10 protein-coding genes and 1 pseudogene are annotated in these 18071 nt (G+C 73.0%); 8 read left to right on the forward strand and 3 right to left on the reverse strand.

Annotation, left to right across the window (positions count from 1 at the left end; translation table 11 throughout):
• Positions 1-2: 2 nt before the first annotated feature.
• From AB0L45_RS25940 to AB0L45_RS25975, 8 genes are all read left to right on the forward strand, one after another.
• Positions 3-7535, forward strand: coding sequence for an amino acid adenylation domain-containing protein (locus AB0L45_RS25940; RefSeq protein WP_365843869.1), 7533 nt, complete (start codon positions 3-5; stop codon positions 7533-7535).
• A complete protein-coding gene (locus AB0L45_RS25945; RefSeq protein ID WP_365843871.1) occupies positions 7520-11965 on the forward strand; it encodes an amino acid adenylation domain-containing protein in 4446 nt (1481 codons plus the stop codon). Before AB0L45_RS25940 ends, AB0L45_RS25945 begins: the two co-directional genes overlap by 16 nt.
• Positions 11966-12024: 59 nt before the next feature.
• The gene (locus AB0L45_RS25950) at positions 12025-12981 is read left to right on the forward strand and encodes an ABC transporter ATP-binding protein (protein WP_365843873.1); all 957 of its coding nucleotides are present in this window, start codon (positions 12025-12027) and stop codon (positions 12979-12981) included.
• Positions 12978-13811 (forward strand): ABC transporter permease, encoded by an 834-nt coding sequence (locus AB0L45_RS25955; protein WP_365843875.1) that lies wholly within the window; start codon positions 12978-12980, stop codon positions 13809-13811. Before AB0L45_RS25950 ends, AB0L45_RS25955 begins: the two co-directional genes overlap by 4 nt.
• A 136-nt stretch (positions 13812-13947) precedes the next feature.
• Positions 13948-14175: a hypothetical protein gene (locus AB0L45_RS25960; RefSeq protein ID WP_365843877.1), complete on the forward strand. Its 228-nt coding sequence runs from the start codon at positions 13948-13950 to the stop codon at positions 14173-14175.
• Between the two features lie 88 nt (positions 14176-14263).
• Positions 14264-14677, forward strand: a complete 414-nt coding sequence (locus tag AB0L45_RS25965) for a DUF3662 domain-containing protein (RefSeq protein WP_365843879.1) — start codon at positions 14264-14266, stop codon at positions 14675-14677.
• 205 nt (positions 14678-14882) lie between these two features.
• Complete coding sequence (locus AB0L45_RS25970; RefSeq protein WP_365843881.1) at positions 14883-15788, forward strand: RNA polymerase sigma factor SigF; 906 nt, start codon at positions 14883-14885, stop codon at positions 15786-15788.
• Positions 15789-15846: 58 nt separating this feature from the next.
• Positions 15847-16128, forward strand: a complete 282-nt coding sequence (locus AB0L45_RS25975) for a DUF5133 domain-containing protein (protein WP_365843899.1) — start codon at positions 15847-15849, stop codon at positions 16126-16128.
• Between the two features lie 103 nt (positions 16129-16231).
• Here the strand turns inward: AB0L45_RS25975 and AB0L45_RS25980 are convergent, their stop codons facing one another.
• The 3 genes and pseudogenes from AB0L45_RS25980 to AB0L45_RS25990 form a co-directional block, all read right to left on the reverse strand.
• A complete protein-coding gene (locus AB0L45_RS25980) occupies positions 16232-16822 on the reverse strand; it encodes a hypothetical protein (protein ID WP_365843883.1) in 591 nt (196 codons plus the stop codon).
• Between the two features lie 58 nt (positions 16823-16880).
• Positions 16881-17801 carry a hypothetical protein gene (locus AB0L45_RS25985; RefSeq protein WP_365843885.1) on the reverse strand — a complete coding sequence of 307 codons (921 nt, stop codon included), beginning with the start codon at positions 17799-17801 and terminating at the stop codon, positions 16881-16883.
• A 157-nt stretch (positions 17802-17958) separates the two neighbouring features.
• A pseudogene (locus tag AB0L45_RS25990) lies at positions 17959-18071 on the reverse strand (DUF4232 domain-containing protein); the annotation flags it as partial.

Genomic DNA, 18071 nt, shown 5'->3' on the forward strand with positions numbered 1-18071 from the left:
CCGTGAGCAAGCCCGGACTGGCCGACATATGGCCGCTCGCGCCGATGCAGAAGGGCATGTTGTTCCACGCCCTGTACGACGCCGAGGCCACGGACATCTACCGGGGCCAGGTGGTCCTGGACCTGGACGGCCCCCTCGACACGGACGCCCTCAGGTCGGCGGGGCACGCGCTGCTGCGCCGGCACCCGACCCTCAGGGCCGGGTTCCGTACCCTGAAGTCCGGCGAGACGGTACAGGTCGTCCCGCAGCGCGTGGACCTCCCGTGGCAGGAACTGGACCTGCGGGACGTCCCGGCAGGCCGGCGCGCCGACGCCCTGGACGAGGCGGTCCGCGCCGAGTGGACCCGGCGCTTCGACCTCGCGGCACCGCCCCTGCTGCGCCTGACCGCCGTCCGCGTCGGCGACACCCGCACCCGCGTCGTGCTGACCGTGCACCACATCCTCTGCGACGGCTGGTCCACCTCGATCATCGCCGACGAACTGGTCGAGCTGTACCGCAACGGCGCCGACGAACACGCGCTGCCGCCGGTCACCCCGTACCGCAGCTACCTCGCCTGGCTGGCCCGCCGCGACGGCGCGGCCGCCGCCGAGGCGTGGCGGGGAGCGCTCGACGGGGCGCAGCCCACCCTGGTCGCGCCGGAGACGGGCAACCGCGCGCCGGTCGACCCGGACGAGATACGGGTCGAACTGCCCGCCCCTCTCGTGACGGACCTCGCGGGGCTGGCCCGCCGCAACGGCGTGACCATGAGCACCGTGATGCGCGGCGCGTGGGCCGTGCTGCTCGGCACCCTGACCGGACGCGACGACGTGGTCTTCGGGGGGACCACGGCCGGGCGCCCGCCGGAGATCCCGGGCATCGACACCACCGTCGGCCTGTTCATCAACACCCTGCCGGTACGGGCCCGCTGGTCGGCCACCGACACCGTCGCCCAGCTCCTGGCCCGCCTCCAGGACGCGCAGGCGGCGCTGCTGCCGCACGAACACCTGAGCCTGGCCGAGGTCCAGAACATCGCCGGGACACGGACTCTGTTCGACACCCTGACCGTCTTCCAGAACTACCCCGTCGACCTCCTCGACCTGACCGGGACCACCGCGCGGACGGTCTCCGGGGACCTGAACCTGGCGAGCGTCGGCGGCCGGGACGCCGCGCACTACCCGCTGACGTTCACCGCGATGTCCGAACGCTTCCGGCTGACCTACCGCCCCGACCTCTTCACCCGCGCCGACGCACAGCTCCTGGCCGACCGCCTGGTGAGAATCCTCGGACAGCTGGCCGCCGGCCCGGCCACCCGGATCGGCGATCTCGACGTCCTGGTGCCCGGCGAACGGGAGCGGCTGCTGCGCGGCGTGAACACCGGTGCGCCGGGCGCCGCGCCGGCGACCGTCACCGGCCTCTTCGAGCGGACCGCGCGCCGGTACGCGCACGAGATGGCGGTGGTGTCGGAGGCCGGTTCCCTGACCTACGAGGAGCTGGAGGCGCAGGCGAATCGATTCGCCAGTGTGCTGCGGGCGCGTGGGGTGACCAACGGGGACCGGGTGGGTGTGACGCTGCCCCGCTCGGCGGAGCTCGTCGTCGCGCTCCTGGGTATCGCCAAGGCGGGCGCCGTCTTCGTTCCGGTGGACCTGTCGTACCCGGCGGAGCGGGTGCGGTGGCTGCTGGCGGATGCGGCTCCGGTGCTGGTGGTGGGGGAGCGGGAGGTGCGCGAAGCCGCCGTGGAGCACGGTGCCGCCGATCCGTTGCCGGTCGTGGTCACGCCCGAATCGCCGCTGTACGTGATGTACACCTCCGGGTCGACGGGTGAGCCGAAGGGCGTGGTGGCCACCCACGGGGGCGTCGCCGGGCTGGCGCTGGACTCCTGCTGGGGCGGCATCGGGGCGGCAGGCCGTGTCCTGTTCCACGCCCCGCACGCCTTCGACGCCTCGACGTTCGAACTGTGGGTGCCGCTGCTGAACGGCGGGTGCGTGGTGCTGGCGCCGGAGACGGACCTGGACGGCGCGGCCCTGACCCGTCTGATCGGCGAGCACGCGCTCACAGCCGTCCATGTGACCGCCGGGCTGTTCCGGGTGCTGGCGCAGGAGACGCCCGACTGCTTCACCGACCTCCAGCACGTCCTGACCGGCGGCGACGTGGTCCCCGCCGAAGCCGTGGCCACGGTCATGGACGCCTGCCCCGGGGTGACGGTGCGCCACCTGTACGGGCCGACGGAGACCACCCTGTGCGCGACCACGCACACCCTCGCCCCCGGAGAGAAGGTGCCGTCGACCCTCCCCATCGGGGCGCCCCGGGACGGTGTACGGGTCTTCGTCCTGGACGCCTTTCTGCGGCCGGTTCCGGTGGGTGTCGCGGGGGAGCTGTACGTGGCCGGACGCGGTGTCGCGCACGGGTACCTGGGGCGGGCGGCGCTGACCGCGGAGCGGTTCGTGGCGTGCCCGTACGGGGGCGGGCGGATGTACCGGACCGGCGACCTGGTGCGCTGGGACCGGGACGGCCGTCTGGTCTTCCTCGGGCGGGCGGACGACCAGGTGAAGATCCGGGGCTTCCGGATCGAACTGGCCGAGATCGAGACCGTCCTGGGGCAGTGCCCCGGCGTGGCGCAGGTCGCGGTGCTGGCACGCGAGGACCAGCCGGGCGACAAGCGGCTCGTGGCGTACGTCGTCGGGGATGCCTCGCCGCTACGGGAGTTCGCGGCCGAACGGCTGCCGGACTACATGATCCCGTCGGCCACGGTCGTCCTGGACGAGCTGCCGCTGACCGCCAACGGCAAGGTCGACCGGGCCGCCCTGCCCGCCCCCGACTACGCGGCGGCCGCCACGGACCGCGCACCCCGCACACCGCAGGAGCAGATCCTGTGCCGGCTGTTCGCCGAGGTGCTGGGCCTGGACCGGGTCGGCATCGACGACGGCTTCTTCGCGCTGGGCGGGGACTCGCTGCTGGCCACCCGGCTGGCGAGCCGGATCAGGGCCGCGCTGGGCGCGGAACTTTCGGTACGGGCGCTGTTCGAGGCGCCCACGGTCGCGGCGCTCACCGGACGGCTGGACGCGTACGGATCCGTGCGGCCCGCGCTGACCGCGGCCGAACGCCCCGACCCGCTGCCGCTGTCGTTCGGGCAGCAGCGCATGTGGTTCCTGCACAGCCTGGAAGGGCCCAGCCCGACCAACAACATCCCCTTCGCCGTCCGGCTGACCGGGGACCTGGACATCGCGGCGCTGGAGGCGGCCTGGGGCGACGTCGTGGCCCGGCACGAGACGCTGCGCACCCGCTACCCCGGGGACGGCGGAAGTGCCCGCCAGGAGATCCTGGCAGCCGTACCGGCCCGGATCCCGGTGGCCGCCGTCACCGCGGAGTCGGTGGACGCGACCCTGGCCGCAGAGGCCGCCGAAGGGTTCTGCCTCGAAACGGAACTGCCCTGGCGCGTCACCCTGTTCGAAGTCACGCCCGCCGACCATGTCCTGATGATCGTGGTGCACCACATCGCCGCCGACGGCTGGTCCATGGGCGTCCTGGCCGACGACCTCGCGAACGCCTACACGGCGCGCGCCGAGGGCCGCGCGCCCGGCTGGGCGCCCCTGCCCGTCCAGTACGCCGACTTCACCCTCTGGCAGCGCGACCTGCTCGACCGGGACACCGAGGACGGCCTCTTCGGCAAGCAGCTAGCCTTCTGGACCCACACCCTCGCCGGCCTCCCCGAAGAGCTGGAGCTGCCCTTCGACCGGCCCCGCCCGGCCACCGCCAGTCACCGGGGCGCCATGCTCCCGTTCCGCGTGGACGCCGCTGTGCACCGGCGGTTCCTGGAGATCGCCAGGGAATGTGACGCCACGCTGTTCATGGTCGCGCAGGCCGCCGTGGCGGTGCTGCTCTCCCGGCTGGGCGGCGCCGAGGACATCCCGCTCGGCACGCCCATCGCCGGCCGGACCGACACCACCCTCGACGGCCTCGTGGGCAACTTCCTCAACACGCTGGTACTGCGTACGGACGTCAGCGGCAACCCGTCCTTCACCGAACTGGTCGGCCGCGTACGGGAGACCGACCTCGCCGCGTACGCCCACCAGGACCTGCCCTTCGAGCACCTGGTGGACGTACTGAACCCGGTCCGCTCACTGGCCCGGCACCCGCTCTTCCAGGTCGCCTTCGCCCTCCAGAACGCGCCGGACACCGCCTTCGCGGCGCCCGGCCTCGGCGCCGAGACCGTCCCGGTGGGGCTGGCCTCCTCGAAGTTCGACCTGTCGGTGGTGCTGCGCGAGCGCCCGGACGGCGGCGGCCTCGACGGCCTGCTGGAATTCGCCACCGACCTCTTCGACCCGGCCACCGCACAGGCCCTGGCCGCGCGGCTGGAAGCGGTGTTCGGCCGGCTCGCCGGGAACTCCCGGGCCCGGGTGGGCGATCTGGACATCCTCCTGGACGGGGAGCGGGAGCACCTCGTCACCGGGGTGAACGTCGGCACGCCCGGCACCGGCGCCGCCGGCCGGACGGTGCCCGCCCTGTTCGAGGAGGCCGCGGCCCGCCACCCGGAGGCACCGGCCGTCGTGTCCGGCGCGCTGACCCTGACCTACCGGGAACTGGACGCGCGCGCCAACCGGTTCGCGCACCACCTGCACGCCAAGGGCGTCGGCGCGGGGGACCGGGTGGCGGTGATGCTGCCGCGGACCGCCGAGCTGGTGACCGTACTCCTGGGCATCGCCAAGGCCGGAGCCGTGTTCGTCCCCGTCGACACCGGCTATCCCGCCGAGCGGGTGCGGTTCCTGCTGGAGGACTCCGCCCCCGCGCTGGTGATCAGCGAGGCCGGGACGCGGGAGGCGCTGGAAGGCTTCCCCGCGTCCCCGTCACCCGCACATGTGACGCCGGATGCCGGCCTGTACGTCATGTACACCTCCGGCTCGACCGGGACGCCCAAGGGCGTGACGGTCACCCACGGCGGCGCGGCGGCCCTAGCGCGCGACGCGTGCTGGGACGGCATCGGCACGGGCCGGGTGCTGTTCCACGCGCCGCACGCCTTCGACGCGTCCGTCTTCGAGCTGTGGGTGCCGCTGCTGAACGGCGGCTGCGTCGTGGTCGCGCCCCCCGTGGACATGGACGGCCGGACGCTCGCCGGGCTCGTCGCGGAGCACGGGGTGAGCGCGGTACATGTGACGGCCGGCCTGTTCCGGGCGCTGGCGCAGGAGACGCCCGAGTGCTTCGCAGGCCTGCGGCACGTGCTGACCGGCGGCGACGTGGTGCCCGCCGAGGCCGTCGCCCGGGTCACCGAAGCGTGCCCGCAGGCCGCGGTGCACCACTTGTACGGGCCGACGGAGACCACCCTCTGCGCCACCACCCACACCGTCGCACCCGGCACGCCGGCACCGCCCGTCCTGCCGATCGGCCGTCCGCGCACCGGCTTCACGGTGTTCGTCCTGGACCGGTTCCTGCGGCCCGTCCCGGTGGGGGTGCCGGGTGAGCTGTACATCGCGGGGGAGGGTGTCGCGCGCGGTTACCTGGGGCGGGCGGCACTGACCGCGGAGCGGTTCGTGGCGTGTCCGTACGGTGGTGGGCGGATGTACCGGACGGGTGATCTGGTGCGCTGGGATCATGAGGGTGAGCTGGTTTTCCTGGGGCGGGCCGATGATCAGGTGAAGGTGCGGGGTTTCCGTATCGAGCCGGCTGAGGTCGAGGGGGCGTTGGGGCAGTGCCCGGGGGTGGAGCAGGCGGCTGTGGTCGTGCGGGAGGACCGGCCGGGGGACAAGCGGCTGGTGGCGTATGTCGTCGGGGATGCTTCCGGCGTACGGGAGTTCGCGGCGGAGCGGTTGCCGGACTACATGGTGCCCTCGGTGACGGTGGTCCTGGACGAGCTGCCGCTGACCGCCAACGGCAAGGTCGACCGGACCGCCCTGCCCGCCCCCGACCACCCGACGGCCTCCGCCGGACGCGCGCCCCGCACCCCGCTCGAAACGCTCTTCTGCCACCTCTTCGCCGACCTCCTGGGCCTCGGTACGCCGGACGCGCAAGCCGGTACGGGGCCAGAACCGGTCGCCGCGGACGCCGGCTTCTTCGAACTCGGCGGGGACAGCATCATCTCCCTGCTGCTCGTGGCCCGGGCCGCCAAGGCCGGGTACCGCATCAGCGCGTCGGACATCTTCCAGCACAAGACGCCCGAGGCCCTCGCCCTGGTCGCCCGGCCCGTCACGGAGGACGACGTCCAGCACGAGGACGGCCACGGAGCCGTGCCCCTGACCCCGGTCATGCGGGAGCTGACCGCACGCGGCGGACCGGCCACGCTGGCCGCCAGGTTCGCGCAGTGGACCGTCGTACGCGTCCCCGCCCACGCCGGCCTGGACCGGCTGACCCGGGCCGTCGAGACGGTGGTGGCCCACCACGCGATGCTGCGGGCCCGGCTGGTCGTCCCGGACGGCGCCGAGCCGTACCTGGAAGTCGGCGACGCGGCACCCGTGACGGACCGGGTCCGGCGCGTCGACGCCACCGGCCTGACGGACCAGGCGTTCGAGGAGCTGATCGACACCGAGGCGCGGGCCGCGTCCGGCCGCCTCGACCCGCGGACCGGCACCACCCTGCGGGCGGTCTGGTTCGACCGGGGCAGCGGACGGCCCGGACGGCTCGCGATCGTCGTCCACCACCTCGTCTTCGACGCGGTGTCCTGGCGCATCCTGCTGCCCGACCTCGCCGCGGCCTGGGCGGACCCCGGCACCCGCCTCGCCCCGGTCGCCGCCTCGTTCCGCACCTACGCCCGGCAGGCGGCGACCGCTCCGCAGCGGCCCGCCGGCCCGGCACTGGGCACCGAGGGGCAGCTGCGGCAGCGCACCTTCACCGTGCCCGCGCGGACGGCGTCCGCCGTGCTGACCACCGTCCCCGCGGCCTTCCACGCCACGACGGGCGACGTCCTGCTCGCCGCGCTCACCGCGGCCCTCACCGAGGACCGGCCGGGCCCGGTCGACCTGGACATCGAAGGGCACGGCCGCGACGGTGACCTGGACCTGTCGCGCACGGTGGGCTGGTTCACCACGCTGCGCGCGGTCCGGCTGGACGCCGGCGGCACCGACTTCGACGAGGTGCGCGCGGGCGGCCCGGCCGCCGGCCGGCTGCTCAAACGGGTCAGGGAACAGGCCGCCCAGCCGTACGGGGACGCCCTGCCCGCGCCCACGGCCGGGTTCAACTACCTGGGCCGGTTCGCCGTCGCCGGCCCGGACACGGGCGACTGGCAGCCGGCCGGCCCCCGTTCCATGGGCGCCGACGCCGACCCGGAGCTGCCCGCCCTGCACGCGCTGGAGTTCGGCGGCCTGGTCCGCGACGGCGACGGCGGCCCCGAACTGGTGCTGCTGGTGTCGTGGCTGGAAGGCGTCCTCACCGAGGACGGCGCCGTCCGGCTCGCCGACCGCTGGACCGGCCTGCTGGCCGGCCTGGCCGCACTCTCCGAAACACCGGACGCGGGCGGCCTGACCCCCTCCGACCTGCCACTGGTCGACCTGACGCTGGGTCAGCTGGAGGCGCTGGAGGACGACTTCAACGAAGCACCCGGTGGAGGAGGAATGCCGTGGACCGCCGCATAGAAGACGTGTGGCCGCTGACGCCGCTGCAGGAGGGACTGCTGTTCCACTCCCTGTACGACGGACAGGCCGAGGACACCTACGTCGTCCAGGACGTCCTGGACATCGGAGGCGACCTCGACGCGGCCGCGCTCCAGGCGGCCTGGCGGGCCCTGGTGGCCCGGCACGCCACCCTGCGGGCCTGCTTCCGCCAGCCGCCGGGCCTCGAACACCCCGTCCAGGTCATCCCGGCCGAGGTGACCCTGCCCTGGCGGGACGTCGACCTGTCCGGCAGGCCGCCCCAGGACGCCCTCGCCGAGGCCGGACGCCTCGCGGACGAGGAACGCGCCCGGCGCTTCGACCTGGCCGTACCGCCGCTGCTCCGGCTCGTCCTGCTCCGGCTCGGACCCGACCGGCACCGGCTGATCCTCACCAACCACCACATCCTGATGGACGGCTGGTCGCTGCCGACCCTCCAGCACGAGCTGTGGACCCTCTACGAGGCCGGCGGCGACCCCGCAGGACTGCCGCCCGTCACGCCCTACCGTGACTACCTCGGCTGGCTGAACGCCCAGGACAAGGAGTCGGCACGCGCCGCCTGGCGGGCCGACCTCGCCGGGCTGCGCGAGCCGACGCTGCTGGCACCGGCCGCCGGCCGGCAGCAGTCCGCCGCCGGACACGGCCAGGTCCACGCGAAGCTGGACCGCCCGGCCACCGAGGCGCTCACCGAACTCGCCCGCCGCCACGGCCTGACCCCCAACACCTTCGTCCAGGGCGCCTGGGCGCTGCTCCTCGGCCGCCTGCTGGGCCGGGACGACGTGGTGCTCGGCGCGACCGTGGCGGCCCGGCCCGCCGAGCTGCGCGGCGTCGAGTCCATGCTGGGCCTCTTCATCAACACCGTTCCGGTACGCGTCCGCCTGCCGGCCTCCCGGCCGGTCTGCGAACTGCTCGCCGACGTGCAGACCCGCCAGGGCGCCCTGATGGCCCACCAGTACCTGGGACTCAGCGAGATCCAGCGGGCCGCGGGCCCCGGAGCCGAGTTCGACAGCCTGCTGGTCTACGAGAGCTACCCGCGCGGCGAGCTGGCGGCGGAGGAAGGCGGACCGCCGCTGGAACTGACCCCCGTACGCGGGCACAACGTCAGCCACTACCCGGTCAGCCTGGCCGTCTTCCCGGGCCCCGAGCTGCTGTTCCTCCTGACCCACCGCCCGGAACTGATCAGCACTCGCAGCGCGGAACTGTTAGCCGCCCGGTTCACCGGCATCCTGGAACAGCTGGTGGCCGACCCGGACGTGCGCGCCGGCGACATCGACCTCCTGGTGCCCGGCGAACGGGACCGGCTGCTGAGCGGCGTGAACACCGGCGCGCCGGGCACCGCGCCGACGACCGTCACCGCCCTCTTCGAACGGACCGTCCGGCAGCACCGGCACGACATCGCCCTGGAGTCCGGCGAGACCACCGTGACCTACGGCGACCTGGACGCCCGGGCCAACCAGGTCGCCCGCCACCTGCGCGCGTCGGGCGCCCGGCCGGGGGACCGGGTGGTCGTCACGCTCGCCCGCTCGCCCGAACTCGTCGTGGCGCTGCTGGGCATCGCCAAGGCCGGTGCCGTCGCCGTACCGGTGGACACCGCACAGCCCGCCAAGCGGGTACGGACCCTGTTCGACGACGCCACGCCCGCCGTCGTCCTGACGGAGACCGACGTCGAGGACGCCCTGCGCCACCGCTCCGGCGCCCCGCTCACCGCCCCCGTCACCCCCGACTCCGGCCTGTACGTGATGTACACCTCCGGCTCCACGGGAACCCCCAAGGGCGTCGTCGCCACCCACGGCAACATCGCCGCCCTCGCCCAGGACACCTGCTGGGACGGCATCGCCACCGGGCGCATCCTCTTCCACGCCCCGCACACCTTCGACGCCTCCACCCTCGAACTGTGGGTGCCGCTCCTCAACGGCGGCCGGGTGGTGCTCGCACCCCCGGCCGACCTCACCGCGAAGGCGCTGGCCCGCCTGGTCACCGACCACCGGCTGACGGCCGTGCACCTCACGGCCGGCCTCTTCCGCGTCTTCGCACAGGAGACGCCCGAGTGCTTCGCGGGCCTGCGGCACGTCCTGACCGGCGGGGACGCGGTCCCGGCCGAGGCGGTCGCCGGCGTGCGGGACGCCTGCCCCGACATCACCGTCAGCCACCTGTACGGGCCGACCGAGACCACCCTCTGCGCCACGACCTTCGCCGTCGGACCCGGCACGCCCGCCCCGGCCGTCCTGCCGATCGGCGGGCCGCGCGACGCGGTACGGGTGTACGTGCTGGACGCGGCGCTCCGGCCGGTCCCGCCCGAGGTCACCGGTGAGCTGTACGTCGCGGGGGAGGGTGTCGCGCGCGGTTACCTGGGGCGTGCGGCACTGACCGCGGAGCGGTTCGTGGCGTGTCCGTACGGTGGTGGGCGGATGTACCGGACCGGTGATCTGGTGCGTTGGGATCACGAGGGTGAGCTGGTTTTCCTGGGGCGGGCGGATGATCAGGTGAAGGTGCGGGGTTTCCGTATCGAGCCGGCTGAGGTCGAGGGGGCGTTGGGGCAGTGTCCGGGGGTGGAGCAGGCGGCTGTGGTCGTGCGGGAGGACCGGCCGGGGGACAAGCGGCTGGTGGCGTATGTCGTCGGGGATGCTTCCGGCGTACGGGAGTTCGCGGCGGAGCGGTTGCCGGACTACATGGTGCCCTCGGTGACGGTCGTCCTGGACGAGCTGCCGCTGACCGCCAACGGCAAGGTCGACCGGACCGCCCTGCCCGCCCCCGACCACCCGACGGGCTACAGCGGACGCGGCCCCGGCTCACCCGTCGAGGAAATCCTCTGCTCCCTGTTCGCCGAAGTCCTGGGCCTGGCCCGCGTCGGCGCCGAGGAAGGGTTCTTCGACCTGGGCGGTGACTCGCTGCTGGCGACCCGCCTGGCCGGCCGCGTCCAGGCCGTACTCGGCAAGGACCTCGAAGTGCGGGTGCTCTTCGAGGCACCGTCCCCGGCCGCCCTGGCCACCCGGCTGACGGGCACCGGCGACCGGGACGGGCCGGCCGCCGGGCCCCGCCCCGACGTCATACCGCTCACCCCTGGCCAGCGGACCATGCTCTCCGGCGCGAGCAGGTACAACATCCCGCTGACGGTCCGCCTCGCCGGCCCGCTGCACCGGGACGCGCTGGAAGCGGCCTGGCACGACGTGACGGCCCGGCACGAAGCCCTGCGCACCCGCTTCCCGGAGACCGGCGGACAGGAGGTCACCGACCCCGCCCGGACACCGCTGACCGTCGTCACCGTCACCGAGGACGGACTCTCCGGAGCCCTGGACGCGGACCACGCCCGCCCCTTCGACCTGGCCACCGGGCCACCGGCGAGGGCGTCCCTCTTCGCCCTCGCCCCCGACGACCACGTCCTCCAGATCGTGGTGCACCACATCGCCGCGGACGGCTGGTCGGCCGGGCTGATCGCCCGGGACCTGTCCACGGCGTACGCCGCGCGGGCGGCCGGCGGCACACCCCGGTGGACGCCGCTGCCCGTCCAGTACGCCGACTTCGCCGTACGCCTGCACGAACAGGCAGCGCGCCTGGACGAGCCGGACAGCCCGTTCGCGCGCCGCCTCGCGTACTGGCGCGACGTACTCACCGACCTGCCGGAACAGCCCCTGCTGCGCTGGGACCGGACACCGCCGGCCCACCCCACCGGCCAGGGCGGCAGCGTCACCTTCACGGTCGACGAGGCCACCCACCGGGCACTGCTGGAGACCGCCCGGCGCGAGCGGGCCACGCTGTTCATGGTGCTGCGCGCGGCCATCGCCGCCCTGTGGGCGCGGCGGGGCGCGACCAACGTACCGATGGGCACGGTCTCCGCCGGCCGGGCCGACCACACGACGAGCGATGTCGTGGGCCTGTTCGCCGACCACCTGGTGCTCCGCGCGGACGCGGGCGGCGACCCGGCCTTCGCCGAACTCGTACGCCGGGTCCGCAAAACCGACCTCGCCGCCTACGCCCACCAGGACCTGCCGTCCCAGCTCGTCGAGGAACGTCTCGGACACCGGCCGTTCCAGATGATCACCGGTATGGAGAACCTGCCCGAAGCGCCCTGGGACCTGCCGGGGCTGACGGCGCGGCCGCTGCGGCCCGCCCACCGCAACCGGGGCGCGGCCCGCAGCGAACTGGCCGTCACCCTGCGCGAGCTGCGCAATCCTGACAGTGGCCCGGCCGGTGTCGAAGGAGTCGTCTGGTACAGCGCCGACGTGTACGAGCGGCGGACCGTCGAGACCCTCGCCGCCCAGCTGACCGGCGTACTGCGGCAGGTCGCCGCGGAACCCGCGGGCCGGATCGGCCGGCTCCGGATCGACCCGCCGGACGGCCCGGCGGCGGACGGCGGATCCGCGTCCGACCCGGCGGCGGACGGTGCCCTCCGCCAGGACGCGAGCCACAGGACATGACCCGATACCCCGCGACAACGGCCCCGCCGACGGGGCGGCGACAACAGGAAGGTGCCCGGATGTCCGGCAATCTGGCGATCCACGCCGACGGTCTGCGCAAGAGTTACCCAGGGCCGGGCGGTGGCACGGCGGAGGCCGTACGCGGCCTCGGGCTGAGCGTGGAGAAGGGGGAGTTCTTCGGACTGCTCGGGCCCAACGGCGCCGGCAAGTCCACCACCATCGGCATGCTGACGACGATGGTCCGGCCCACGGCGGGCCGCGCTGAGGTCTGCGGCCTGGACGTGGCCGCCGACGCGGTGGCGGTCAAGCGGCGCATCGGCGTGGTGGCACAGGAGAACACCCTCGACATCGAGCTGACCGTCGCGGAGAACCTGGAGTTCCGCGGCCGGTACTTCGGCCTCGGCCGCCGGGCCGCCCGCGCCAGGTCGCAGGCGCTGCTGGACCTCTTCGGACTGACCGACCGCGCCCGGGCGCGGGTCTTCGAACTCTCCGGCGGCCAGCTCAAACGCGTCATGATCGCGCGAGCCCTCGTGCACGCCCCGGAGGTGCTCTTCCTCGACGAGCCGACCGCCGGGCTCGACCCGCAGTCCCGCATCCACCTCTGGGACATCCTGCGCGGCCTGCAGTCCGAGGGCCAGACGATCCTGCTGACCACGCACTACATGGAGGAGGCCGAGACGCTGTGCGACCGGCTCGCCGTGATCGACCACGGCCGGGTGCTGGCCTGTGACAGCGTCAAGGCGCTGCGCGAGTCGATCGGCGCGGAGACCGTCGTCACCGTCGTCTACGAGGGCGGCACCTTCGACCTCGCCGCGGTCCACGCGATGGCGCGGGCCGACCGTGTGGAGGCCGCGGACGGACAGGTACGGGTCTTCGCCGCCGACCCCGAAGGCGTCCTCAGCGACCTGGTGGCCCTGGCCGCCAAGAGCGGACTGACCGTGGTCGACGCCTCCCGGATCAGCCCCAGCCTGGAAACCGTGTTCCTGACGCTCACCGGACGGGAGTTCCGCGAATGACCACCACCGTGCTGACCGAGGCACCGGCCGCCAAGACCCGTACCCTGCATACCTTCGCGGCCATGATGGCGCGCGACGCCAGAGTGCTGCGGCGCAACTTCGTGATGAGCGCCGTCCGTATCGTCATCCAGCCGCTGCTGTTCGTCTTCGTCTTCGCCTACGTGCTGCCGAAGGTCGGCGCGGGCGGTGCAGGACCCGGGGGAGCGGCCTTCTCGACCATCATGGTGCCGGGGCTGGTCGGCTCCTCCATGGTCCTCCAGGCGATGGCCGCGGTGACCTTCCCCCTGGTCATGGAGCTGTCCGGGCCCGGTGCCATCGAGGACCGGGCGCTCGCGCCGGTGTCGGTCCGGGTGCTGGGCCTCCAGAAGATCCTCTCGGCCGTCGTCGAGGGCCTGGTCGCCGGCCTCCTGGTCTTCCCCGTCGTCCTGCTCGTGCACGCCCAGGGCCACGGGCCCGCGGTGCAGGTCGCCAACTGGCCGATGCTCGTCCTGGTCCTGCTGGCGGGCGCGGTACTGGCCTCCTCGATCGGCATGTACCTGGCCACCCGCATCGACCCGCGCCAGATCCAGGTCCTGTTCACCCTGGTGATGTTCCCCGCGATGATGCTGGGCTGCGTCTACTTCCCCTGGACCGCGCTGGAGAACACCCCCTGGCTCCAGTACGCCGTACTCCTCAACCCGATGGTCTACATGAACGAGGGCCTGCGCGCCGTCCTCACACCCCAGATCGGTCACATGCCCACCTGGGCCTTCCTGCTGGCCCTCTTCGTGGGCGCGGCGGGTTTCGTATGGCTCGCCATGCGGTCGTTCGCCCGGCGCGTCACGCGGTAAGGGGCCGTCGGAAGGCGCGCGGCGCCCTCTGCTGAGTGCCGCCTCAATCCAGTGGAGACCTTCTCAAGCTGAGCGAACCGGCGTAAACCGCTCCAAAACGGTCGAAGTTGGCCGAACTCTCGAAAGGGGAAACATCATGAGCACACCCTCCACACCCTCCGAGCACGCGGAATTCGAGGTCCGGATCCCGGCGCCGCCCCGGCCGTCCGCCCCCGAGCCCGCCGCACCCACCCCGCCCCCGGCGCCGTCCGTGCCGCGGCCGGCCCGCCCGAAGACGGCGGCCGAGGAGCCGCCGCCCTTCGAGACCCCGGCGGCTCCCGCGGCTCCCGCTCCTCCGGCGCCCCCGGAGATCCGCCACCCGTAGCGCGCGACGGTCCTCCGCACCACCGCCCGGGCTCTGAATGGGATACCCCGAACCGGGCACCCGGCGCGGCATGGGAATGCTCACGCGCATGGAAAAGACGGTGGAGCACTGGGAGAGCGCGCTGGTCGACAAGGTGCTCGGCAACGACCCGGTCGAACTCTGCGACGACCTGCGACGCGAATGCGACAGCCACGCCGTGGTGTGCGGCCCGCACCGCGTCCTGGTCCCCAACGCCTACAAGGTGGAACTCGCCACCGCCGTACACGAGCAGCTCGGCGAGCGTGACGGACGGATCGGCCAGGAACTGACCGACGTCCTGGCCCGGCACGCCGCCGAGCACGACTACGAGTGGGCCGGGCCGCTCACCGTCCACGTGACCTGCGCCGAGGGGGCGTTGGAGGGGCGCTACCGGATCACCAGTCAGGCCATGCCCAACATACCGGCGGACGCGTTCAGCGAGACGCCCCCGGAGGTGCCCCGGCCGGCAGCCCCCTCTTCCTGAGACGCGCTCCGCGCCCGGAGCGGTTTGCCGTCCTTGTCGGAGTCGCGGAATTCGGGACCAATGCCTCTACCGTCCCGCTCGCCGGTCTGTATCGCGCCACTCATGGCACGACCTGCGTCGACTGTTTTTGATCTGTGAGGAATGAGTGGTGTCGATCTGGGAACCCGGACCCTCACATCGTCGTCGACGCAGGAAAGGGCGAGTCATGACAACGGCAGCAGTGCAGACTGTGGAGCTCGGACAGACGGCCGGTACGGACCAGCCGGCGAGCGAGACACGGGGCGTTGCCGAGGGACTGCCGTGGGTCGAGGACGCGGGGAAGATCGCTCCCAAGGACGCGCGTGAGCTGTCGAAGCTGTTCTTCGAGCGGCTCGGCCAGCTCGAAGAAGGCACACACGAGTACCAGTACGCGCGCAACACGCTCATCGAGATGAACCTGTCCCTGGTGCGGTTCGCCGCCAGCAGGTTCCGCAACCGCGGCAGCGGCGAGATGGAAGACATCATCCAGGTCGGCACGATCGGCCTGATCAAGGCCATCGACCGGTTCGACCTGTCCCGCGAGGTGGAGTTCACCTCCTTCGCGGTGCCGTACATCGTCGGTGAGATCAAGCGCTTCTTCCGCGACACCAGCTGGGCGGTGCACGTCCCGCGCCGGCTCCAGGAGCTGCGGGTGGAGATAGCCAAGGCCAAGGAGCAGCTGGCCGGCACCCTCGACCGCGACCCCACGGTCAAGGACCTCGCCGCCCACCTGAAGATCACCGAGGAAGAGGTGCTGGACGGCCTCGTCGCCGCCAACGGCTACGCCGCCGGATCCCTGGACTCGCCCAACGAGCAGTCCGAGGACGGCCCGGCGAGCGGCAAGGCCCGTACCGTGGCCGACACCATGGGCGAGACCGACCCGGCCATCGAGACCGTCGAGAACCTGCACGCCCTCGCCCCGCTGATCCAGGAACTGGACGAGCGCGAACGCCAGATCATCGAGATGCGGTTCGGCCAGGAGATGACGCAGTCGAAGATAGGGGAAGCACTCGGCATCTCCCAGATGCATGTGTCCCGGCTCCTGGCCCGCACCCTCGGCAAGCTCCGTACGGGCCTGTGCGCCGAAGCCTGACGCCGTTGACCGACACTCCGGTGTGTTGCACACCCTGACGACCATGGAGGGACAGACCGTGTTGATGGCCCACCCCGCGATCCTGCGGGATCTTGTCGAGCAGTACGAAACGCTGCGGGCGCTCCATGCGGAGCAGGGCACGCCCGCCTCGCGGCAGCGGCTGGAGGACGTCTCGTACACCCTGTGCATCTCGACGGGAACCCGGAGGACCGAGGACGCCCTGGCCGTCGCGCGCCGGCAGCTCGCGGCCGCGCCCGAGGTGACGGACGCGTCGCGCCGCCTTGAAGAGACGGCCGACGCCGCACCGGCAGCCGCCTCGGACGTACGGCTGACCGCCTGAGCCGACCCGGCGTGCACGCCACCGAGCCCCCTTCCGGCAGATCGCCGGGAGGGGGCTCGCGGTATTCTCCGGGTCGCAACGGCGGCAGCCCTCTCCGCGGGCCTCAGCCCTCGCCGGGGGAGAAACCGCCGTCCGCGTCGCCGCGGGCCGTGCAGTCCGTGTCGTGGTAACGGTCGACGTAGGTGCCGGTCAGGCCGGTGAACGCGTCGTACGTGTGGTCCATGGGCAGGTCTTTGCGCACCTTGAAGCGCAGCTGCACATGGACGGATTCACGGGGCTTCAGCGTCTTCGGGGCAGGGGCGGTGCCGCCGGCCTTTCCATCGGCCTGGCGCAGCGTCTTCCAGGCGCGCTGCGAGGTGTCCCAGTACTGAAGATCGCCGTACGAGCCCAGGTCGCGCTCGCCCGGGTTGTAGCGGTAACTGCCCAACTTGGCGGTCAGCTTGAACGACTTCAGCTCCTTCGCCGAGGCGTTGGTGAGTGTGGCGGTGTAGGCCGACCAGTCCGCGCCGAGCGTGACCGATACGGGGATGCCGAACGTACGGCCCACGAAGGCGTTCTCGGCGGGCTTCCCCATGTCGGAGCACTTCGGGAGGTCCGCGGCAGGGACCGCCTGGGAGGCGGGCGCGGCGGCCGGCACCACGGGGAGCAGGGCGGCCGTCGCGGCCGGTGCCGACAGGGCGCGGCGCAGTTTCATGGAGATCTCTTTCCCGGTTCTTCGGATCGTCGGAGCCTGCGCTTCCGGTGCCGCCGACTTACAGGTCGTGGATCCTGGCTGTCAGTTCTTGAAGGGGAAGGAAGCGGTGGTCCTGCGCGGCGACGTCCGTGCTGCCCGGACCGGCCGCGCCCCTGCGGCGACGCACGCCGATGACCACACCCGCGCCGGCCACCGACGCGGCACCGCCGATCAGAGCGGTCGCCGGGAGCGTGGACGAGGAGCCGGTCGCGGCGAGGCGGGCGCCCCCCTGCGGGCCGAGGCCACCGGCGGAACCGGATCCGCCCGTACCGCCACCGGACGCGGCGCTCCGGCCGGTCCCGGCGGTGTCGCCCGTCCCGGTGGCCGGGGACTGCGTCGGCTTCGCGCCCGCGGGCAGGATGGTGAAGTCGTACCAGGCTTCCTTGGCCGAACCACAGGAACCGTCGCGGTTGCGGAAGTCAGCGGCGGTGAGCGCGTACCCGGCACCGGGCTCGGCGGTCTTGACCGCGCGGGTGCGCAGCTGGAGCGTGACGGAGCCGTGCGGACCGACGGCGAAGGAGCCGAACACTTCCGCGGGCTCCGCGTCATGGAAGGACTTCCACTGTCCCGTCCTGGCGTCGCGGTACTCGGTCTCCAGCTCCCGGTCCGGCCGGTCGACGTCTTGGGCGGAGGACACGCGCAGGAACGGCTGGACCTCCTCCAGAGGCTTGCCGGTGGTGTTGGTGAGCGTCAGGGAGAAGGGGGCCCAGGCGCCGCCCGCGGCCAGCTGGGACGGCAGCCCGCGAACGGCCGCGCGCAACTGGTCGGACGCGAACGCGCAAGGCTGATCCGTACCGTCGGAACCACCGGCGTCGGGCGTGCGGGGACCGGCCTGGGGCGCCGGCTCCGTCGCGAACGCGGCGGCGGGCGCAGCCAGTACGGCGGCGGGCGCTGTCACAACAGCCGCTGCGGCGGCCGTCAGGGCGCGGCGAATCTTCATCCAGCAGGCCTCTCCATTCTCGGGTGCCGCCAGGCGGCACAGGTCGACGTTCGCCATGTTCAGCCGTACGGCGCCGTACGCGTGCCGTTCAGGGGCGATCTACGTAACGCCTTACGCAATTCCCGCCTAGCGGTCCTGGTGGTGCGGGTGGTGTCGGTCAGCCGATGGGGTGGACGAAGGTGGCGGGGTGGGTGGCGCCGTCCTGGTGGGTGAGGGGGCCCCAGGGCCAGGTGAGGGTGAGGGCGGTGGTCTCGTTGGGCGGGGTGACGG

This window comes from Streptomyces sp. NPDC052496, assembly GCF_040679095.1.
In the GTDB taxonomy this organism is placed as follows: Bacteria; Actinomycetota; Actinomycetes; order Streptomycetales; family Streptomycetaceae; genus Streptomyces.